At 72.2% G+C, this 15,988-nt stretch carries 9 protein-coding genes; 2 read left to right on the top strand and 7 right to left on the bottom strand.

The window, feature by feature from the left end; translation table 11 throughout:
- The first annotated feature begins 480 nt into the window (after window positions 1-480).
- Entirely contained in the window at window positions 481-3,210 is a 2,730-nt protein-coding gene (locus FHX81_RS04055) for a beta-L-arabinofuranosidase domain-containing protein (RefSeq protein ID WP_141975272.1), read from the top strand.
- A gap of 223 nt (window positions 3,211-3,433) precedes the next feature.
- On the opposite strand, the gene FHX81_RS04050 is transcribed toward FHX81_RS04055, so the two are convergent.
- The 6 genes from FHX81_RS04050 to FHX81_RS04025 form a co-directional block, all read right to left on the bottom strand.
- Window positions 3,434-4,933, bottom strand: a complete 1,500-nt coding sequence (locus tag FHX81_RS04050; RefSeq protein WP_141975271.1) for a glycoside hydrolase family 43 protein — start codon at window positions 4,931-4,933, stop codon at window positions 3,434-3,436.
- Window positions 4,934-5,013: 80 nt separating this feature from the next.
- Window positions 5,014-6,972, bottom strand: coding sequence for a beta-galactosidase (locus FHX81_RS04045; protein WP_141975270.1), 1,959 nt, complete (start codon window positions 6,970-6,972; stop codon window positions 5,014-5,016).
- 192 nt (window positions 6,973-7,164) lie between these two features.
- Entirely contained in the window at window positions 7,165-8,205 is a 1,041-nt protein-coding gene (locus FHX81_RS04040) for a LacI family DNA-binding transcriptional regulator (protein WP_141975269.1), read from the bottom strand.
- Window positions 8,206-8,275: 70 nt separating this feature from the next.
- Window positions 8,276-9,250, bottom strand: a complete 975-nt coding sequence (locus FHX81_RS04035) for a carbohydrate ABC transporter permease (RefSeq protein ID WP_141975268.1) — start codon at window positions 9,248-9,250, stop codon at window positions 8,276-8,278.
- On the bottom strand, window positions 9,247-10,194 hold the full coding sequence (locus tag FHX81_RS04030) for an ABC transporter permease (RefSeq protein ID WP_246107613.1): 948 nt from the start codon (window positions 10,192-10,194) through the stop codon (window positions 9,247-9,249). The genes FHX81_RS04035 and FHX81_RS04030 overlap by 4 nt, the downstream gene beginning before the upstream one ends.
- On the bottom strand, window positions 10,191-11,870 hold the full coding sequence (locus FHX81_RS04025; RefSeq protein WP_141975267.1) for a type 2 periplasmic-binding domain-containing protein: 1,680 nt from the start codon (window positions 11,868-11,870) through the stop codon (window positions 10,191-10,193). The genes FHX81_RS04030 and FHX81_RS04025 overlap by 4 nt, the downstream gene beginning before the upstream one ends.
- A 197-nt stretch (window positions 11,871-12,067) precedes the next feature.
- On the opposite strand from FHX81_RS04025, the gene FHX81_RS04020 reads away from it, so the two are divergent.
- Window positions 12,068-14,914, top strand: coding sequence for a glycoside hydrolase family 3 protein (locus tag FHX81_RS04020; RefSeq protein WP_211363368.1), 2,847 nt, complete (start codon window positions 12,068-12,070; stop codon window positions 14,912-14,914).
- A gap of 44 nt (window positions 14,915-14,958) precedes the next feature.
- On the opposite strand, the gene FHX81_RS04015 is transcribed toward FHX81_RS04020, so the two are convergent.
- A complete protein-coding gene (locus FHX81_RS04015) occupies window positions 14,959-15,951 on the bottom strand; it encodes a PaaX family transcriptional regulator (RefSeq protein ID WP_141975266.1) in 993 nt (330 codons plus the stop codon).
- Window positions 15,952-15,988 lie beyond the last annotated feature (37 nt).

Below are 15,988 nucleotides of genomic sequence, written 5' to 3'. Positions count from 1 at the left end.
CGGTGCTCATCGGGCCGCCCGGCGATGTTCACGCTCACACAGAGTCGTCGCTGAGCGCGTCTTCCAAACTCCTGAACTGTGACAGCCAGTCGCACGGCTAAAGTGAGCGTGAACATTTTTAGCCCTCGGAGCCGTTGACGCCCTGTTCCGGTGCCGGCTACTGTCCAGACGGGCCGCCAGGTCCGAGTCGGTCACGCGTCCGCCGGTACGACCGCCCGTCAACGACGACGATGGGGACTTCGATGCGACGAGCACGGCCTACCGCTCCTGTCCCACCACGCTGGGCATCGTCGCCGCGGTGCAGTCCTCGCCCGCGAACGCCCTGACTCCGCACGCCCCCCCAGCTCCCTCGCGGCGAGCCGTCGTCCGCCCCCATCCCGCCTCACGACCGGTCCCGCCGGTCGCACCGCTGTGCGCGGCGGCGTGAACGCGCGGCGGCCACGCGGCACCCGACCGTCACCCGATCCCCAGGAGACCCCCATGTCGTCACCTCTCAACCGCCGCACGCTGCTGCAAGCCGTCGGCGTCGCGGCCGTCGCGACGGCCATGCCCACCCTGGCCCCCGGGTCCGCGCTCGCGGCGTCGGTTCCACCCGCCCGCGGTGACGTCGGTGCGGCGGCCTACGCGTTCGACCTCGGCGAGGTGCGCCTGAGCCCGGGCCGGTGGATGGAGAACCAGAGCCGGACGTTGACGTACCTGAAGTTCGTCGATGTCAACCGGTTGCTCTACAACTTCCGGGCGAACCACCGGTTGTCGACGCAGGGTGCGGCGGCGTTGGGTGGGTGGGAGGCGCCGAACTTCCCGTTCCGCACGCACAGTCAAGGGCACTTCCTCAGCGCGTGGGCGCAGGCGTGGGCGGTGCTGGGCGACACCACGTGCCGGGACCGGGCCAATCACATGGTGGCCGAGCTCGCCAAGTGCCAGGCCAACAACGCGGCAGCCGGGTTCAACACCGGCTACCTGTCGGGGTTCCCGGAGTCGGACTTCGACGCGATGGAGGCGGGCTCGCCGAAGGCTGTGTCGTACTACGCGCTGCACAAGACCCTGGCCGGGTTGTTGGACGTGTGGCGGCACGTCGGCAGCACGCAGGCCCGCGACGTGCTGCTGCGGTTGGCGGGGTGGGTGGACTGGCGCACGGCACGGTTGTCCTACAGCCAGATGCAGCGGGTGCTGGGCACGGAGTTCGGCGGGATGAACGCCGTGCTGACCGACCTCTACCAGCAGACCGGTGACGCCCGCTGGCTGGCCACCGCGCAGCGGTTCGACCACGCGGCCGTGTTCGACCCCCTGGCGGCCAACCAGGACCGGCTCAGCGGGTTGCACGCCAACACCCAGGTGCCCAAGTGGATCGGCGCGGCGCGCGAGTACAAGGCGACCGGCACGACCCGGTACCGCGACATCGCGTCCAACGCCTGGAACATCACCGTGGGCGCGCACACCTACGCCATCGGCGGCAACAGCCAGGCCGAGCACTTCCGCGCCCCCAACGCCATCGCCGCCTACCTCAACACCGACACGGCCGAGGCGTGCAACACCTACAACATGCTCAAGCTGACCCGTGAGCTGTGGCTGCTCAACCCGGACAACGCCCCCTACTTCGACTTCTACGAGCGCGCCCTGCTCAACCACCTCCTGGGCCAGCAGAACACCGCCGACCCGCACGGCCACATCTGCTACTTCACCGGCCTCAACCCCGGTCACCGCCGCGGCAACACCGGACCGGCGTGGGGCGGCGGGAACTGGAGCACCGACTACACCACGTTCTGGTGCTGCCAGGGCACCGCCCTGGAGGTCAACACCTCCCTGGCGAACTCGATCTACTTCCACAACGGCACCACGCTCACCGTGAACCTCTACACGCCCTCGGTGCTGACCTGGGCGCAGCGCGGGATCACGGTCACCCAGACCACGACCTACCCCGCCTCCGACACCACCACCCTCACCGTGACCGGCAGCGTGGGTGGGTCGTGGACGATGCGCCTGCGCATCCCCGCCTGGACCACCGGCGCGACCGTCAGCGTCAACGGCACGGCACAGGCCATCACCACCACCCCCGGCACCTACGCCTCCCTGACCCGGACCTGGACCTCCGGCGACACGGTCACCGTCCGCCTGCCCATGCGCGTCACGCTCCAGCCGGCCAACGACAACCCCGCCGTCGCCGCCATCACCTACGGGCCGGTCGTGCTGTCGGGCAACTACGGCAACACCGCGCTGAGCAGGCTCCCGGTGCTGGACACCACCTCGATCACCCGCACCTCCGGCCTGGCGTTCACCGCGCGAGCCGACGGCGCGACGGTCAACCTCGGCCCGTTCTACGACGCCCACGGCTTCAACTACACCGTCTACTGGAGCACGAGCGGCGGCGGTGGCGGCACGGCGGCCGGCTACCGGCTGGTCAACGCGGGCAGCGGCCTGGTGCTGGGTGTGCAGGACATGTCGACCGCCGACGGCGGCCTGGCCGTGCAGTGGAACGACACGGGCAGCGCCGACCACAACTGGGAGCTCGTGCCCGACGGCAGCGCGGTGCGGCTGCGCAACCTCAACAGCGGCAAGGTGCTCGGCGTGGAGGGCATGTCCACCGCGGACAACGCCCGCGTCCTGCAGTGGAGCAACACCGGCACGGCGGACCACAAGTGGACGGTCCTGGACAACGGCGACGGCACCCACAAGCTGCGCAACGGCAACAGCGGCAAGCTGCTGGGCATCCTCAACGGCTCCACCGCCGCCGGCGGGCAAGCCGTGCAGGACCCGGACAACGGCACCGCGGACAACCGCTGGCGGTTCGTGCCCTCCGGCGCCCGCCGCGTGCAGAACCTGGCCAGCGGCCTGGTGCTGGGCGTGCAGAACATGTCGACCGCCGACGGCGGCCTGGCCGTGCAGTGGGACGACAACGGCACCGCCGACCACCTGTGGACCGCCGTCGTGGACCCGGACGGGTACTTCCGGCTGCGCAACTCGCACAGCGGCAAGGTGTTGGGCGTGGAGAACGCGGCCAACGCCAACGGCGCCCGGGTGCTGCAATGGGCGGACAACGGCACGACGGACCACAAGTGGCGGCTGCGCTACGGCTCAGGGGGCTACTTCCGCATCCAGTGCGGCAACGGCGGACGGGTCCTCGGCGTCACCGGCGCCTCCACCGCGCGGGGCGCGCAGATCGTCATCTGGGACGACAACGGCACCAACGACCACCTCTGGCGCTTCGTCTGACCGCCGCGACCGGGCAGGGCGCGCAACGGCGCGGCCTGCCCGGTCGGCTCGGGCACCCGGTCGGCTCGGGCATCGGGTCGGTAGCCGGCGGGTCAGGCGACAGGCGGGTCGGGCCCCGGTGGGTCGGGCTCGGCGGAGAGACCTCGTGGTGTGCGGCCAGGCCAGTCGTACGACCGGGTCGGGGCCGCGGCCACCGCCGTGGTCAGTAGCCAGTCGTCAATCGTCAGTCGTCGATCCGCTCGTGGGCGAACCAGTCGAAGTGGACGGTGCCCGCGCCGGCGTACAGGCCGATGACCCGGCCGGTGAAGCCACCCGCCACCTCGGTGGAGAGGTAGCGGCCGTCGAGGGTGGCCAAGGTGGTGAACGTCCCGTCCGGCTCGCCGATGCCGAAAGAAACGGTGTCGGGGCCGGTGCGGGCGTCCCGGAGGTTCTCCTCCTCCCGCACGTCCACGCCCAGCACCACCGGCCCGCCCGCCACCGCCCGGGACGCGACCGCGGTCTTCAGCGAGCCGACGCGGGCGACCACCCGCACCTCGTCGGCGCTCGCCTCGATCTCGTAGTGGTGCTCCTCGTCCAGCCGCACGGCCAGACCGCCCGTGCCGGTCGTGGCGTCCACCAACGCGCTCACCCGGCACGACGGGTGCTGCTGGCGTCGGCCGGTGAACACGACGTCGCGATCGTCCAAAGACGCCCCGCGTGCCCGGAGGGTCAACCACCCGGCGCGCTCGGCCGTCGTGCAGTGCCGTTCCCGGCGGTCCCGCAACGAGATCCAGGCCGGCCCGAGCGCGGGCAGGTCGAAGTCGTCGCGGTACGCCGCGGTCGGCTCCGGCGCCACGGGCCAGGGCACGCTCGCGGCGAGCTCCAGCGGACCGACCACCGGCCAGTCGTCCACCCAGGTCACGGGCGCGAGGAAGGTCTCGCGGCCCAGCACGTGCCAGCCGGGTGTCCCGCCGCCCGGCCGGACCCCGAGCAGCACCAGCCACCACGAGCCGTCCGGTCCCTGCACGAGGTCGCCGTGCCCGGTGTTCTGGATGGGGTGGTCGGTGCCGCGGTGGGTGAGCACCGGGTTGGTCGGGCACGGCTCGAACGGCCCCGAGGGCGTTCGGCCGCGGGCGATGGACACGCCGTGGCCGCGCTCGGTGCCGCCCTCGGCGATGACCAGGTACCAGTACTCGCCGATCCGGTACAGGTGCGGCGCTTCCGGCGCCTTCACGCCGGGCGCTCCCGACCAGATCCGCCGCGGCGCGTCGAGCACCTGTCCGGTGCGCGGGTCGATCCGGACCTGGGACACCCCCGCGACAGTGCACCAGCAGGTGCCGTCGTCGTCCCACGCGAGGTCCGGGTCGATGCCGGGCAGGTCGGGCAGCAGGACCGGGTCCGACCACGGCCCGGCCGGGTCGGTGGCGGTGACGAGGAGGTTGCCACCTCCGCTCACGTTCGTGGTGACGAGCCAGAACCGGCCGTCGTGGTGGCGCAGGGTCGGCGCGTACACGCCCGCGGACGACGGCGTGTCGAGCGGGAGGCGCAGCTGGTCGGGCCGGTCCAGCACGTTGCCGAGCTGCGTCCAGCGCACCAGGTCGCGGCTGTGGAAGAGCGGCACGCCGGGGAAGTACTCGAAGCTGGAGCACACCAGGTAGTAGTCCTCGCCGACCCGGCACACGCTCGGGTCGGGGTGGAAGCCGGGGAGCACGGGGTTGGTGAACGCGCCGCGTTCGGGGGACATGCCATCAGGCCTTTCCGTGGTCGGGGCGCGCGCCGGCGCACCGGTGCGGCACGGCGCACGGTGTGGTCGGCGGGGTCGGGTCAGGGCGTTCGGAGGACGGCGCAGCCGCGCGGTGGCAGCTCGGTCAGCGGCCCGCCGGTGAGCAGGTCGTGGTCGGCGCGGGGCAGCGGCACGGCGTCGTCGCCGTGGTTGAGCAGGAAGCACCACCTGCCGCGGGTGACGGCCTCCACACCGGGCGGCCACTCCCGCACCACCCCGGCCTCCCGCAGCAGGCGGTCCACCAGCGCGCCGTAGTCGGGCGCGTCCAGGACGGTGGAGAGGTACCAGCCGTGGCCGGCACCGAAGGCGTGGCGGGTGAGCGCCGGCCGCCCGGCGAGCATCCCTCGGGTGTAGGCGGCGACCGCCTCGGCACCTTCCAGGTGCAGGTACTCGCTCCACACCGCGCCGTGCGCGCCGTCGGACAGCGTGATCCGCTCGTCCCGCGGCAACGGCCGCGGTTCCTCGACCCGGATGCCGAGGGCTTCGCGCAGCGGCCGGGCCGGGTAGCCGCCGAGGCGGGCGTGCGGGCGGTCGTCGACCACGCCGCTGAAGTGCTGGACGAGCAGCGTGCCGCCCTCGGCGACGTAACGCCGCAGGTTCGCCGCCCCGGCGTCGGACAGCAGGAGCAGGGCGGGGGCCAGGACGAGCCGGTACCGGCCCAGGTCGTGCTCCGGGTGGGCGAAGTCGGTGACGACCCCCGCGTCCCACAGCGCCCGGTGCGCGCGCCGCAGCATCGAGTGGTAGTCGAGGTCGCCCGAGGGCAGGCCGTCCGCCTGAGACGCCCACCACGCCTCCGCGTCGTGCAGCACGGCCACCTCGGCGGTCACGGTCGACCCGGCCACCTCCGCGAGCCGGGCGACGGCCTCGCCGACCTCCGCGACCTCCCGGAAGATCCGGCTGTCCGGACCGGCGTGCGGCACCATCGCCGAGTGCCACGTCTCGGCGCCCGCCTTCGACTGCCGCCACTGGAAGAACAGCGCGCCCTCGGAACCGCGCGCGATGTGGCCGAGCGTGTGCCGCAGGACGTCGCCCGGGTCCTTCGGCAGCACCCGGCCCTCGGCGTAGACGGTGTTCGCGCCCTGCTCCATGAGCAGCCACGGCCGGCCGCCGCCGAACGACCGGGCGCGGTCCGCGCCGAACGCGGTGTCCGCCGCCGCGTCGAGGCCCGGCCGGTCCGGGTAGTGGTCGATGGTCACGAAGTCCAGTTCCCGGCCGAACGCCCACAGGTCGAGGTTCTGGTAGCCGGGCAGCATCAGGTTGGTGGTCACCGGGCGGTCGCTGCGGGCGCGGATCGCGTCGCGCTGCTCCCGGTAGGCGGCCAGCGCCAGGTCGGAGGAGAACCGGCGGAAGTCGAGCGACTGCCCGGGGTTGTGGTGCCACTGCGTGGCGCGCGGTGGCAGCACGTCGTCCCACGAGGTGTAGCGCTGGCTCCAGAACGCCGTGCCCCACGCCTCGTTGAGCGCGTCCAGCGTGCCGTGCCGCTCGCGCAGCCAGGTGCGGAACGCGGCGGCGACGTGGTCGCACCAGCAGAGCGTGGCGTACTCGTTGTGCACGTGCCACAGCGCGACCGCGGGGTGGTCGCCGTAGCGCTCGGCCAGCTCGGAGGCCACGCGGCGGGCCGCGTCGCGGTAGGCGGGCGCGGCGAGGCAGTAGGTGTCGCGGCTGCCGTGCACCAGCCGGACACCGTCGGGGGTCACCGGCAGCGCGTCCGGGTGCGCCCTGGTGAACCACGGGGGAGGGGACGCGGTCGGCGTGGCCAGGTCGACCGCGACACCGCCCGCGTGCAGCCGGTCGAGGTGGGCGTCGAGCCAGGCGAAGTCGTAGCGGCCCTCCTCCGGTTCCAGCAAGGCCCACGAGAACACGCCGACCGTGGCCAGGTTGACCCGCGCCCGGCGCATCAGCTCGTCGTCCTCGGCCCAGACCGGCTCGTCCCACTGCTCGGGGTTGTAGTCACCGCCGAACGCGAGCCCGCCGAGCCGTCGGGTCAGGTCGTGCGTCATGCCTGCTCCTCGTGCAGCGGTAGTCGTGCGTCGTCGCGGGCGAACGGCGGTATGCGGACCGCCCGTCCGCACCCGGCCGGCGTCGGGCACGCGCCTCGACGCGCAGCGTCCCGCCGTCGGCGGGCGTTGCCGAGTTCGCGGCAGTGCGTCCGGTGCTCCTGGCGGGTGGTGGGCGTCACGCCCGGCACGGGGTCAGGGCCGGCTGGGCGTGCGGCTGCGGTGCGGCCCCGTGCTCTCCCGAACGGTCAGGACGGGCCGGAGCAGGACGAGTTCGTCGTCCGGCGTCTCGTCGCGCCCGGCCGCGGTGATCCGCGCCAGCACCTGCTCGACGGCGACCCGGCCCAGCTCCTGCGCCGGGCCGGTCACCGCCGTCAGCGCGGGCGCGTACTGCTCGGCGAGCAGCTCGGGGCACAGCGCGATCACCGAGGCGTCCTCGGGCACGATCCGCCCGCTGATGCGCAGCAGGCTGAGCAGCGGGCCGATCGCGCCCTCGTTCTGCACCACGAACCCGGTGGTGTCCGGCCGGTCGGCGAGGATGCGGGCCAGCGTGCCGGCGGTGCTCTCGTAGGTCCCCTCGCACGGCCGGTGCACGAAGCGCAGGCCTCGTTCCTCGGCGCGTTCCCGGAACCCCACCAGGGTGCGCTCGGCGTACCCGGCGTGCCGCTGGTACACCCCCGAGCCGTACCCGATGAACGCGACCTCCCGGTGGCCCAGGTCGGCCAGGTGGTCGGCGCACAACGCGCCGGCCGCGGTGAAGTCGTGGTCCACGCAGGACAACCCGCTGCGGTCGTCGGGCAGGCCGATCAGCGCGGCCTGGGTGCGCAGCTCGCGCAGCACCGGGATGCGCTCGTCCGCCAACCCGACGTCCATCAGGATCACGCCGTCCGCCAGCCCGCTGAGCGCGACCCGGCGCACGCCCTCCGGGCCCTCGTCGTTGGTGATCAGCAGCACGTCGTAGCCGTGCTGGCGGGCCGTCATGGTGACCGAGATGGCGATCTGCATCATGATCGGCACGTAGACGTCCGCGCGCAGCGGCACGACCAGGGCGATTATGTGGGAGCGCTTGGCGGCCAGCGCCCGGGCGCCGGCGTTGGGGTGGTAGCCGAGCTCGGCCACCGAACGCTCGACGCGGCGCCGGGTCTCCTCGGAGATCGAGCGCTTGCCGCTGAGCACGTAGCTGACCGTGCTGGCGGACACGCCCGCGTGCCTGGCCACATCGGCGAGTGTCACCATGCGTGATGCTCCTGCTCCTCGTCCTCTTCCGGGCCCGATCCGGCGCCCGTGCGCGCCCAAGTGTGCCGGGTCAGCCCTTCACCGCCCCCGTGAGCACGCCGACACGGAAGTGCTTCTGCATGAACGGGTACACCAGCAGCAGCGGGACCAGGGTCAGCACGACCACCGCCATCTGCAACGACAGCGGCGCGGTCTGCGAGAACTGGGTGCCGAAGCCGGAGTTCACCGAGCCCGGCAGCCCGTTGCCGCGGTTGACGTAGGTCAGCAGCACGTACTGCAACGGCCACTTCTCGCTGTCGGTCGGCATGTACAGCATCACGTTGAAGAACGAGTTCCAGTAGCCCACGCCGTAGAACAGGGCGACCACCGCGGTCACCGCCCGTGACGTGGGCAGCACGATCGACCACAGGATCCGCCAGTCGCCCGCCCCGTCGATCCGCGCCGCCTCGATCAGGTCGGCCGACGTGTCCTTGTAGAACGCCCGGAGCACCAGGATGTTGAACACCGACACCGCGCTGGGCAGGATCAGCGACCACCACTCGCCGTAGCCGCCGAGCCCGGTGACGACCAGGAAGGTCGGGATCAGGCCGCCGTTGACGAACATCGTGATGATGAGCAGCACCAGGATGAACCGGTGGGCCACCGAGCGCGGCCGGGACAGGCCGTAGGCGCACAGGATCGACACGGCCATGGACAGGGCCGTGCCGACCAGCGTGATGCCGAGGCTCACCACCAGGGCGTTGCGCACGGTGGAGTCGCCGAGCATCACCCGGTACGCCTCGAACGTGATCTCCTCCGGCCAGAGCACCAGACCGCCCGCGCGGTTGACCGTCGCCTGCGTGGACAGGCTGGTCGCCACGACGATCCACAACGGCACCAGCACGACCGCGACGACGGCGCCGAGCGTGAGGCCCTTGGCCGTCTGCCCGGCGGCGGTGGGCGGTTCCTCCCAGCGCGGGCGCGTGGCGCGGGGCCGGCGTCGGCCGGCCGGCCGCCCGACGCCCCTGGTGTCCCCGGTGCGTTCCTTGATCAGCGTCTCGGTCATTTCCGGTACAACCCGTCCTCGCCGAAGGCGTGCGCCAGCTTGTTCGCGCCCCAGATGAGCAGGAGCGAGATGACGCTCTTGAACAACCCGGCCGCCGCGCCGTAGCTGTAGTTGTTGGTGGCGATGCCGTAGTAGAACGCGAACGTGTCGAGCACGTCGGCGGCTTCGTGGCCGACCGCCTGCCGCTGGATCAGGAACTGCTCGAACCCGACCGTGAGCGCGTTGCCCAGGCGCAGCACGAGCATGAGCATGATGACGCCGCTCATCCCGGGCAGGGTGATGTGCCACAGCCGCCGCCAGCGCCCGGCCCCGTCCACCGCCGACGACTCGTACAGGTCGGTGTTGATCGCGGCGAGCGCGGCCAGGAACACGATGATCGACCAGCCGGCCTCCTTCCAGATCGCCTGCGACGTGACCAGCAGGACGAAGGTGTCCGGGTCGGTCATGATGTCCCAGGTGCCGATGTCGTTGCGGCGCAGGAACTGGTTCAGCAGCCCCGCGCCGCCCAGCATCTGCTGGAAGATCGTGATCGCGAGCACCCACGAGAAGAAGTGCGGCAGGTAGACGATCGACTGGATGGTGTTGCGCAGCCGTTCGCTGAGCACCGAGTTCAGCAGCAGCGCCAGCGCGATCGGGATCGGGAAGAACAGCAGCAGCTGGACGAAGCTCAGGTAGAGCGTGTTCCCCAGCGCGCCCCAGAACAGCGAGTCGCTGAACAGCGCCTCGAACTGGGCGAAGCCGACCCACTCGCTCTGCCACACCCCGACCAGCGGGTTGTAGTCCTGGAACGCCGTCAGCAGCCCGAACAGCGGCACGTAGTTGAAGACGAGCAGCAGCCCGACCGCGGGCACGGTCATGAGCAGCAGCGTCCGGTCGCGCCGCAGCCTGACCCGCAGGCTCAGCCTGCGCGACCGCACCGGTGGTTCGGTGTCGACCCCGCTCACTGACCGGTTCCGTACTTCTGGAGGACGTTCTCGTCCATCCACTGGATCAGCTTGTCACCGCCGCCGGACTTCCAGGTGGTGATGGCGTCCTTGACCTCGGCGACCGGCTTCTTGCCGTGGTAGCAGTCCTTGATGGCGTCCTCGACGGCCTGCGCCGCCTCGGCGGTGGCCATCGACCGCGGCAGGCTGATGTTCATGTTCCAGAACACCGGCTTCTCCAGGTGCTGGACGTTCGCGGCCTGCCAGGCGGCGTAGTCGTTGGTGACGGAGTCGGCGCCGGGGTTGCTGATCACCGCGGGGGGCGAGGCCAGGAACGGGAAGGTCTGCGCCTGGACGAACTTCTTGCCGTCCTCGGTCGCCGTCGGCACCCCGTTGACCATCGTGTGGTGGACGCCCTCGACGCCGAAGTTGACCAGCGTGTACTCCTTGGTCCCGTACGGCGCCGCGAGGTAGTTGGCGACCGCGAGCAGCTCCTCGATCTGCTCGGGCTTCAGGTTGCTGTTGAGGTAGCTCATGATGCTGGTGGAGTTGCCGAGGTACATCTTCGGCTTCGTGTTGCCGCCCGCCGTGATGACGTCGAACGAACCGCGCCGGAAGTTCGGGTTGGCGGCGGTGCCGGACTGGTGGTCGGCGAGGTTCCACGCGCCGGTGCCCCCACCCGCGACCAGCACCTTGCCGGAGTAGAAGCGGACGTTGCCGTTGGTGTTGTCGCCCGCGATCGCGTCCGGGTGCAGGTAGCCCGCGGTCGCGAGCCTGTGGTGCCAGTCCAGCGCCGCGAGGAACTCCTCGGTCTCGTACTTGTGGACGAGCTTGCCGTTGTCGACCTTCCACCGCAGGGGCGCGCCCCACGACGGGAACAGGTAGTCCCACACGTCGTCGAACGCCCACACGCCGCCCTTGGCGTCGGTGAGTTCCTTGCCGAGGTTCATCAGGTCGTCGGCGGTCTTGACCTCGTCGGCGGTGATGCCCTTGGCCTCCAGCACGTCGCGCCGGAAGAAGATGGTGCCCGCGACCACGAAACCGCTGGAGAACGAGGGGATGCCGTAGATCTTGTCGCCCCACGCGCCCGCCCGCCAGGCGCCCGTCGGGATGGCCGCCAGGTTGGGGTACTTCTTGATGTTGTCACCGGACAGGTACGGGGTCAGGTCGGCCAGTTGCGACCCGGCCAGCTCGCCGACGTTGAAGTTGGCGTTCCACCAGGTCGGCAGCTGGATCCAGTCCGGCAGCTTCTTGGCCGCGGTCATGGTCGGGATGATGGTGGCGTAGTTGTTGCCGTCGGCCGGCTTCATCTCGAGCGTGACGCCCAGCGCCTCGTTCATGGCCTGGTAGAAGGAGTTGTCGGCGGGCGGGACCGTGCCCCACAGCGGGGTGACGGTCGAGTACCTGCCGCCCTTGCCCGGGACGCCGGACACCGTGGCCACGCGGTCCGTGGGATAGGTGAGGAAGCCCGGGTCGGTGAGGATGTCCTGGCTGCCCGCCACCGAGGCGATGTCCGCCTTGACCGACGTGCTCGGCACGTAGTTCGGCAGGGCGGACTTGAGGGCGTCGCTGTTCGCGCCGGCCTTCTGCGGCGTGCCGCTGCCGCCGCACGCCGACAGCAGGCCTCCCATCGCCGTGAGCCCCGCGACCGAGGCCGAGACGCTCAGGAACCTCCGGCGGTTCAGCTCAATCCCCATGACAGGGCCACCCTTCTTCATTGAAAGCGGAGTGTCGAAGCGCTTGACGATGTCGGGAGAGTAGTCATGTGACGTAAGGCACGGCAAGGGTCAGTTCCGGGCACGTTTCGAGGCCCTGTCGAGCCGATTGACAGCCTCGCGCGATCCGTGTCAGCGTTGAAGCGCTTCACCTGATCTGATGCGAGGGGTTGTGCCGCGTGAGTTCCTCATCTCTGTCCGCCACCGGGCGGCTGCCGTTCCACGACTCCGAGCTGGACGTGCGCAAGCGCGTCGATGATCTGCTCGGCCGGCTGACCCTCGACGAGCGGCTCGCGATGCTCCACCAGTACGCCCCCGCCGTGCCGCGGCTGGGCGTGGCCGCGTTCCGCACCGGCGCCGAGGCGTTGCACGGTGTCTCGTGGCTCGGCGTCGCGACGGCGTTCCCGCAGGCCGTGGGGCTCGGCGCGACCTGGGACGAGGACCTGGTGCGTCGCGTGGCCGAGGCGACGTCGGTCGAGCTGCGCGCGTTCCACCTGCACCGCCCGCCGGCCGAGGGGGAGGGCCGCACCAGCCTGCAGGCGTGGGCCCCCGTGGTGAACCTGCTGCGCGACCCGCGCTGGGGGCGCAACGAGGAGGGCTACTCCGAGGACCCGGTGCACACGGCCCGGATCGCGGAGGCGTTCTGCCGCGGCCTCGCGGGTGACGACCCGCGGTTCCTGCGCGCGGCACCCGTGCTGAAGCACTTCCTGGCCTACAACAACGAGGACGACCGCTGCGTCACCTCCTCCGGCGTGCGTCCCCGCGTGCTGCACGAGTACGACCTGGCGGCGTTCCGGCCCGTGGTGGCCTCCGGGGCGGCGACCGGCGTCATGGCGGCCTACAACCTGGTCAACGGCCGCCCGTGCCACGTCAGCCCGCTGCTCGAGGACGAGCTGCGCCGCTGGGCCGAACCGACCGGGCACGAGCTGTTCGTGGTCAGCGACGCAGAGGCGCCGTCCAACCTGGTCGACCTGGAGCACTACTTCGACGACCACGCCGAGTCCCACGCCGCGGCGCTCAGGGCGGGCATCGACAGCTTCACCGACCACGGCCTCGACAGCGACACGCCGGTCGAGCGGCTGCGCGAGGCGCTGGATCGCGGCCTGATCGACGAGGTCGACGTCGACCGCGCGGTGCGCCGGCAGTTGGCGCTGCGGTTCCGGCTCGGCGAGTTCGACCCGGACCTCGACCCGTACGCGGCGATCGGTCCCGAGGTGATCGACCACCCGCGGCACCGGGTGCTGGCCGCGCGTGCCGCCACCGAGTCGGTGGTGCTGCTGAAGAACGACGGGCTGCTGCCGCTCGACCGGGCCGCCGGGCCCCGGGTCGCGGTGATCGGGCCGCTCGCCGACGTGCTGCACGAGGACTGGTACAGCGGCACGATGCCGTACCGGGTCACGGTCGCCGCCGGTCTCGAAGAGGCGGTCGGCGAGGTCGTCCGCGTGACCGGCGAGGACCGCATCGCGCTGCGGTCCCGCACCACCGGCCGGCTCCTGGCCGACACCGAGTTCGACGTCACGGACTGGGGCGACGGCGTGGTGACGCTGCGGTCCGCAGACACCGGTCGCCACCTCGGCGCGAAGTACGGCCTGCTGGTCGTGGAGGAGGAGCGCATCAAGAGCTGGGACGTGCACGAGACGTTCCGGCTGGAGCCGGTCGCGGACGACGACGGGACGGTGCTGCTGCGCAACGTGCTCACCGGCCGTTACGCCGCGCTCGACGCGGTCGACGGCCGGGTGGCCGTCACGGCCGAGACGCCCGGGGCCGCCGAGCGCTGGTCGCGCGAGGTGGTGCGGGACGGCGCGGCACAGGCCCGTGCGGCGGCGTCCGCCGCCGACGCCGCGGTGGTCGTCCTCGGCAACCACCCGCTCATCAACGGCCGCGAGACCCAGGACCGCACCGGCACCGCGCTCCCCGAGCGGCAGGAGGCGGTGCTCCGCACCGTCGCCGAGGTCCGGCCGGCCACCGTCCTGGTCGTGATGAGCAGCTACCCGTACGCCGTGGACTGGGCCGACGAGCACCTGCCCGCGGTGGTGTGGACGTCCCACGGCGGGCAGGAGACGGGGCACGCGCTCGCCGCCGTGCTGCTCGGGGACGCCGAGCCGGCCGGTCGGCTGCCGCAGACCTGGTACCGGGGTGACGACGAGCTGCCCCACCCGCTCGACTACGACGTCATCAAGGCGGGGTGGACCTACCAGTACCACCGGGTCGCGCCGCTGTACCCGTTCGGGCACGGCCTGTCCTACACCGACTTCGCTCACCGCGACCTGCGGTTGTCGTCGGAGGTCGTGCCGCAGGGCGGATCGCTCGACGTGTCGGTGACGGTGGTGAACACCGGCGCGCGGGCCGGCAGCGAGGTGGTCCAGGTCTACGCGCGGGCGGTGGACGCGCGCTACGAAGCGCCGCGGCTGCGCCTGGTCGACTTCCGCAAGGTCCGCGTCGGCGCGGGCGAGGCCGAGGAGCTCGCGTTCCGGCTGCCCGTCGACCGGCTCGCGCACTGGGACGTCGCCCGCGGCGCGTTCACGGTGGACCCCGGCGACTACGAGCTCGTCATCGCCCGCTCCGCGGAGAACCACGTCCTCGTCGCCCGGCTCACCGTCACCGGCGAGGCCCCCGCGCCGCGCGCGCTGGTCGACCGCGACACCCGCGCCGTCGACTTCGACGACTACGCGGCGATCGCGCTCGTGGACGAGAACCGGACCACCGGCGACGCGGTCGCCCCGGTGGACCCGACGCGGCCGGCGGAACTGGTGTTCCGCGCGGCGGACCTGACCGGCGCGGTGGGCGTCGAGGTCGAGGTGGCGCGGCCGGGTGGTGCGGGGCCGGCGTGGCTGGAGTTCCGCGCGGCGGACCGGACCCTCGGCGCGGTGGACGTCCCGGTGACGGGCCACCGCTACGCGTGGACGACCGCCACGCAGCGGTTCGAGGAGCCGTTGGACGGTGTGCACGACCTGTCGTTGGTCCTGCACGGCGACTTCCGGCTCGCCGCGTTCCGCCTCACGTCGTCGCGGGCGGTTGCGGGCTGAGTGCGGATGTGGGGCCCTCGCCGATCCGGGCGGGGGCCCGCGGCTCACGGCCCGGCCGGTGAGCCGGTCCGGTCGGCGGTCGGCTCCCAGGCGGCTTGCAGGCCGACCAGCATGTCCGCGACGGTGTGCGCCCGCACGTCGGTGAGCGGATCGGTGGTGAAGCGGCTCGCGACGGCCCGCACGTGGTCCTCGGCCGGTCCGGCCAGGCCGTCGTAGACGGCGGCGAACAGGTCGCGGGCCGGTTCGCGGGGCCATCCCGGTGGCAGCAGCCGCAGCGGCAGGCGCGGGTCGAGGATCGGCAGGCGGCGGTAGGTGTCCATGACCTCCGTGCGGGCGCGGACGGCTCCCACGCCGGTGATCCGGGACGCGCGGATGTCGGGCAGCAGCGGGCGCCAACGGCGCAGGAAGTCCTCGTAGTGGCGCGTGATGGCGGCCGTGTCCCAGGCGTCGAGCGGGTCGCGCCCGGTCGAGTGGCCCAGTTCGACGTGCCGGGCGCGGAAGACGGTCATGGCGCCGAAGGCGAGCTCGGCCAACTGCGCCTTCGTCTTGTCGGTCAGGTCGTGCGGCGAGATCCAGAGGCCGTCGTAGAGGGGCGCGCAGCCGAACCAGCGCAGCCGGTCCCGCAGCTCACGCCGTCGGGCGACCTCGTCCTGCGGCACGGAGAAGGCGATCAGCGTCCACCGGTCGTCCCACGGCTCGTCGGCGGCGGCCGCGGCCACGATGGATCGACCGCCGGCGGCCAGGTTGAGGGCGGCGGCCGAGGTGAGCCGGTACGAGCTGTTGCGTCCCTGCCTGCTGCCTTCGAGCACACCGCGCCGGGCGAGCCTGCTGATCGTCGTGCGGGCGCCGGCGTGGCTGACGCCCGCCTCGGCGAGCAGCGCCACGATCGCACCCGACGGCAGCCACGCCCTGGCCCGCAGCGTGTAGTCGGCCAGCAGCGTCACCGTCAGTCCCTGCGGTGAGTTGCCGGACTGCCGCCGGGGGAGCCGGACCGCGTCGTCCGGGAAGATCTCCTCGATGTCGTACGGGCTGGTCACGGCGGCTCCGGCGGTGGCTCGGACGGGTCGTCGCCAC

The organism is Saccharothrix saharensis, from assembly GCF_006716745.1.
Lineage (GTDB): Bacteria > Actinomycetota > Actinomycetes > Mycobacteriales > Pseudonocardiaceae > Actinosynnema > Actinosynnema saharense.
This window is presented reverse-complemented; position numbering and strand designations above follow the sequence as displayed.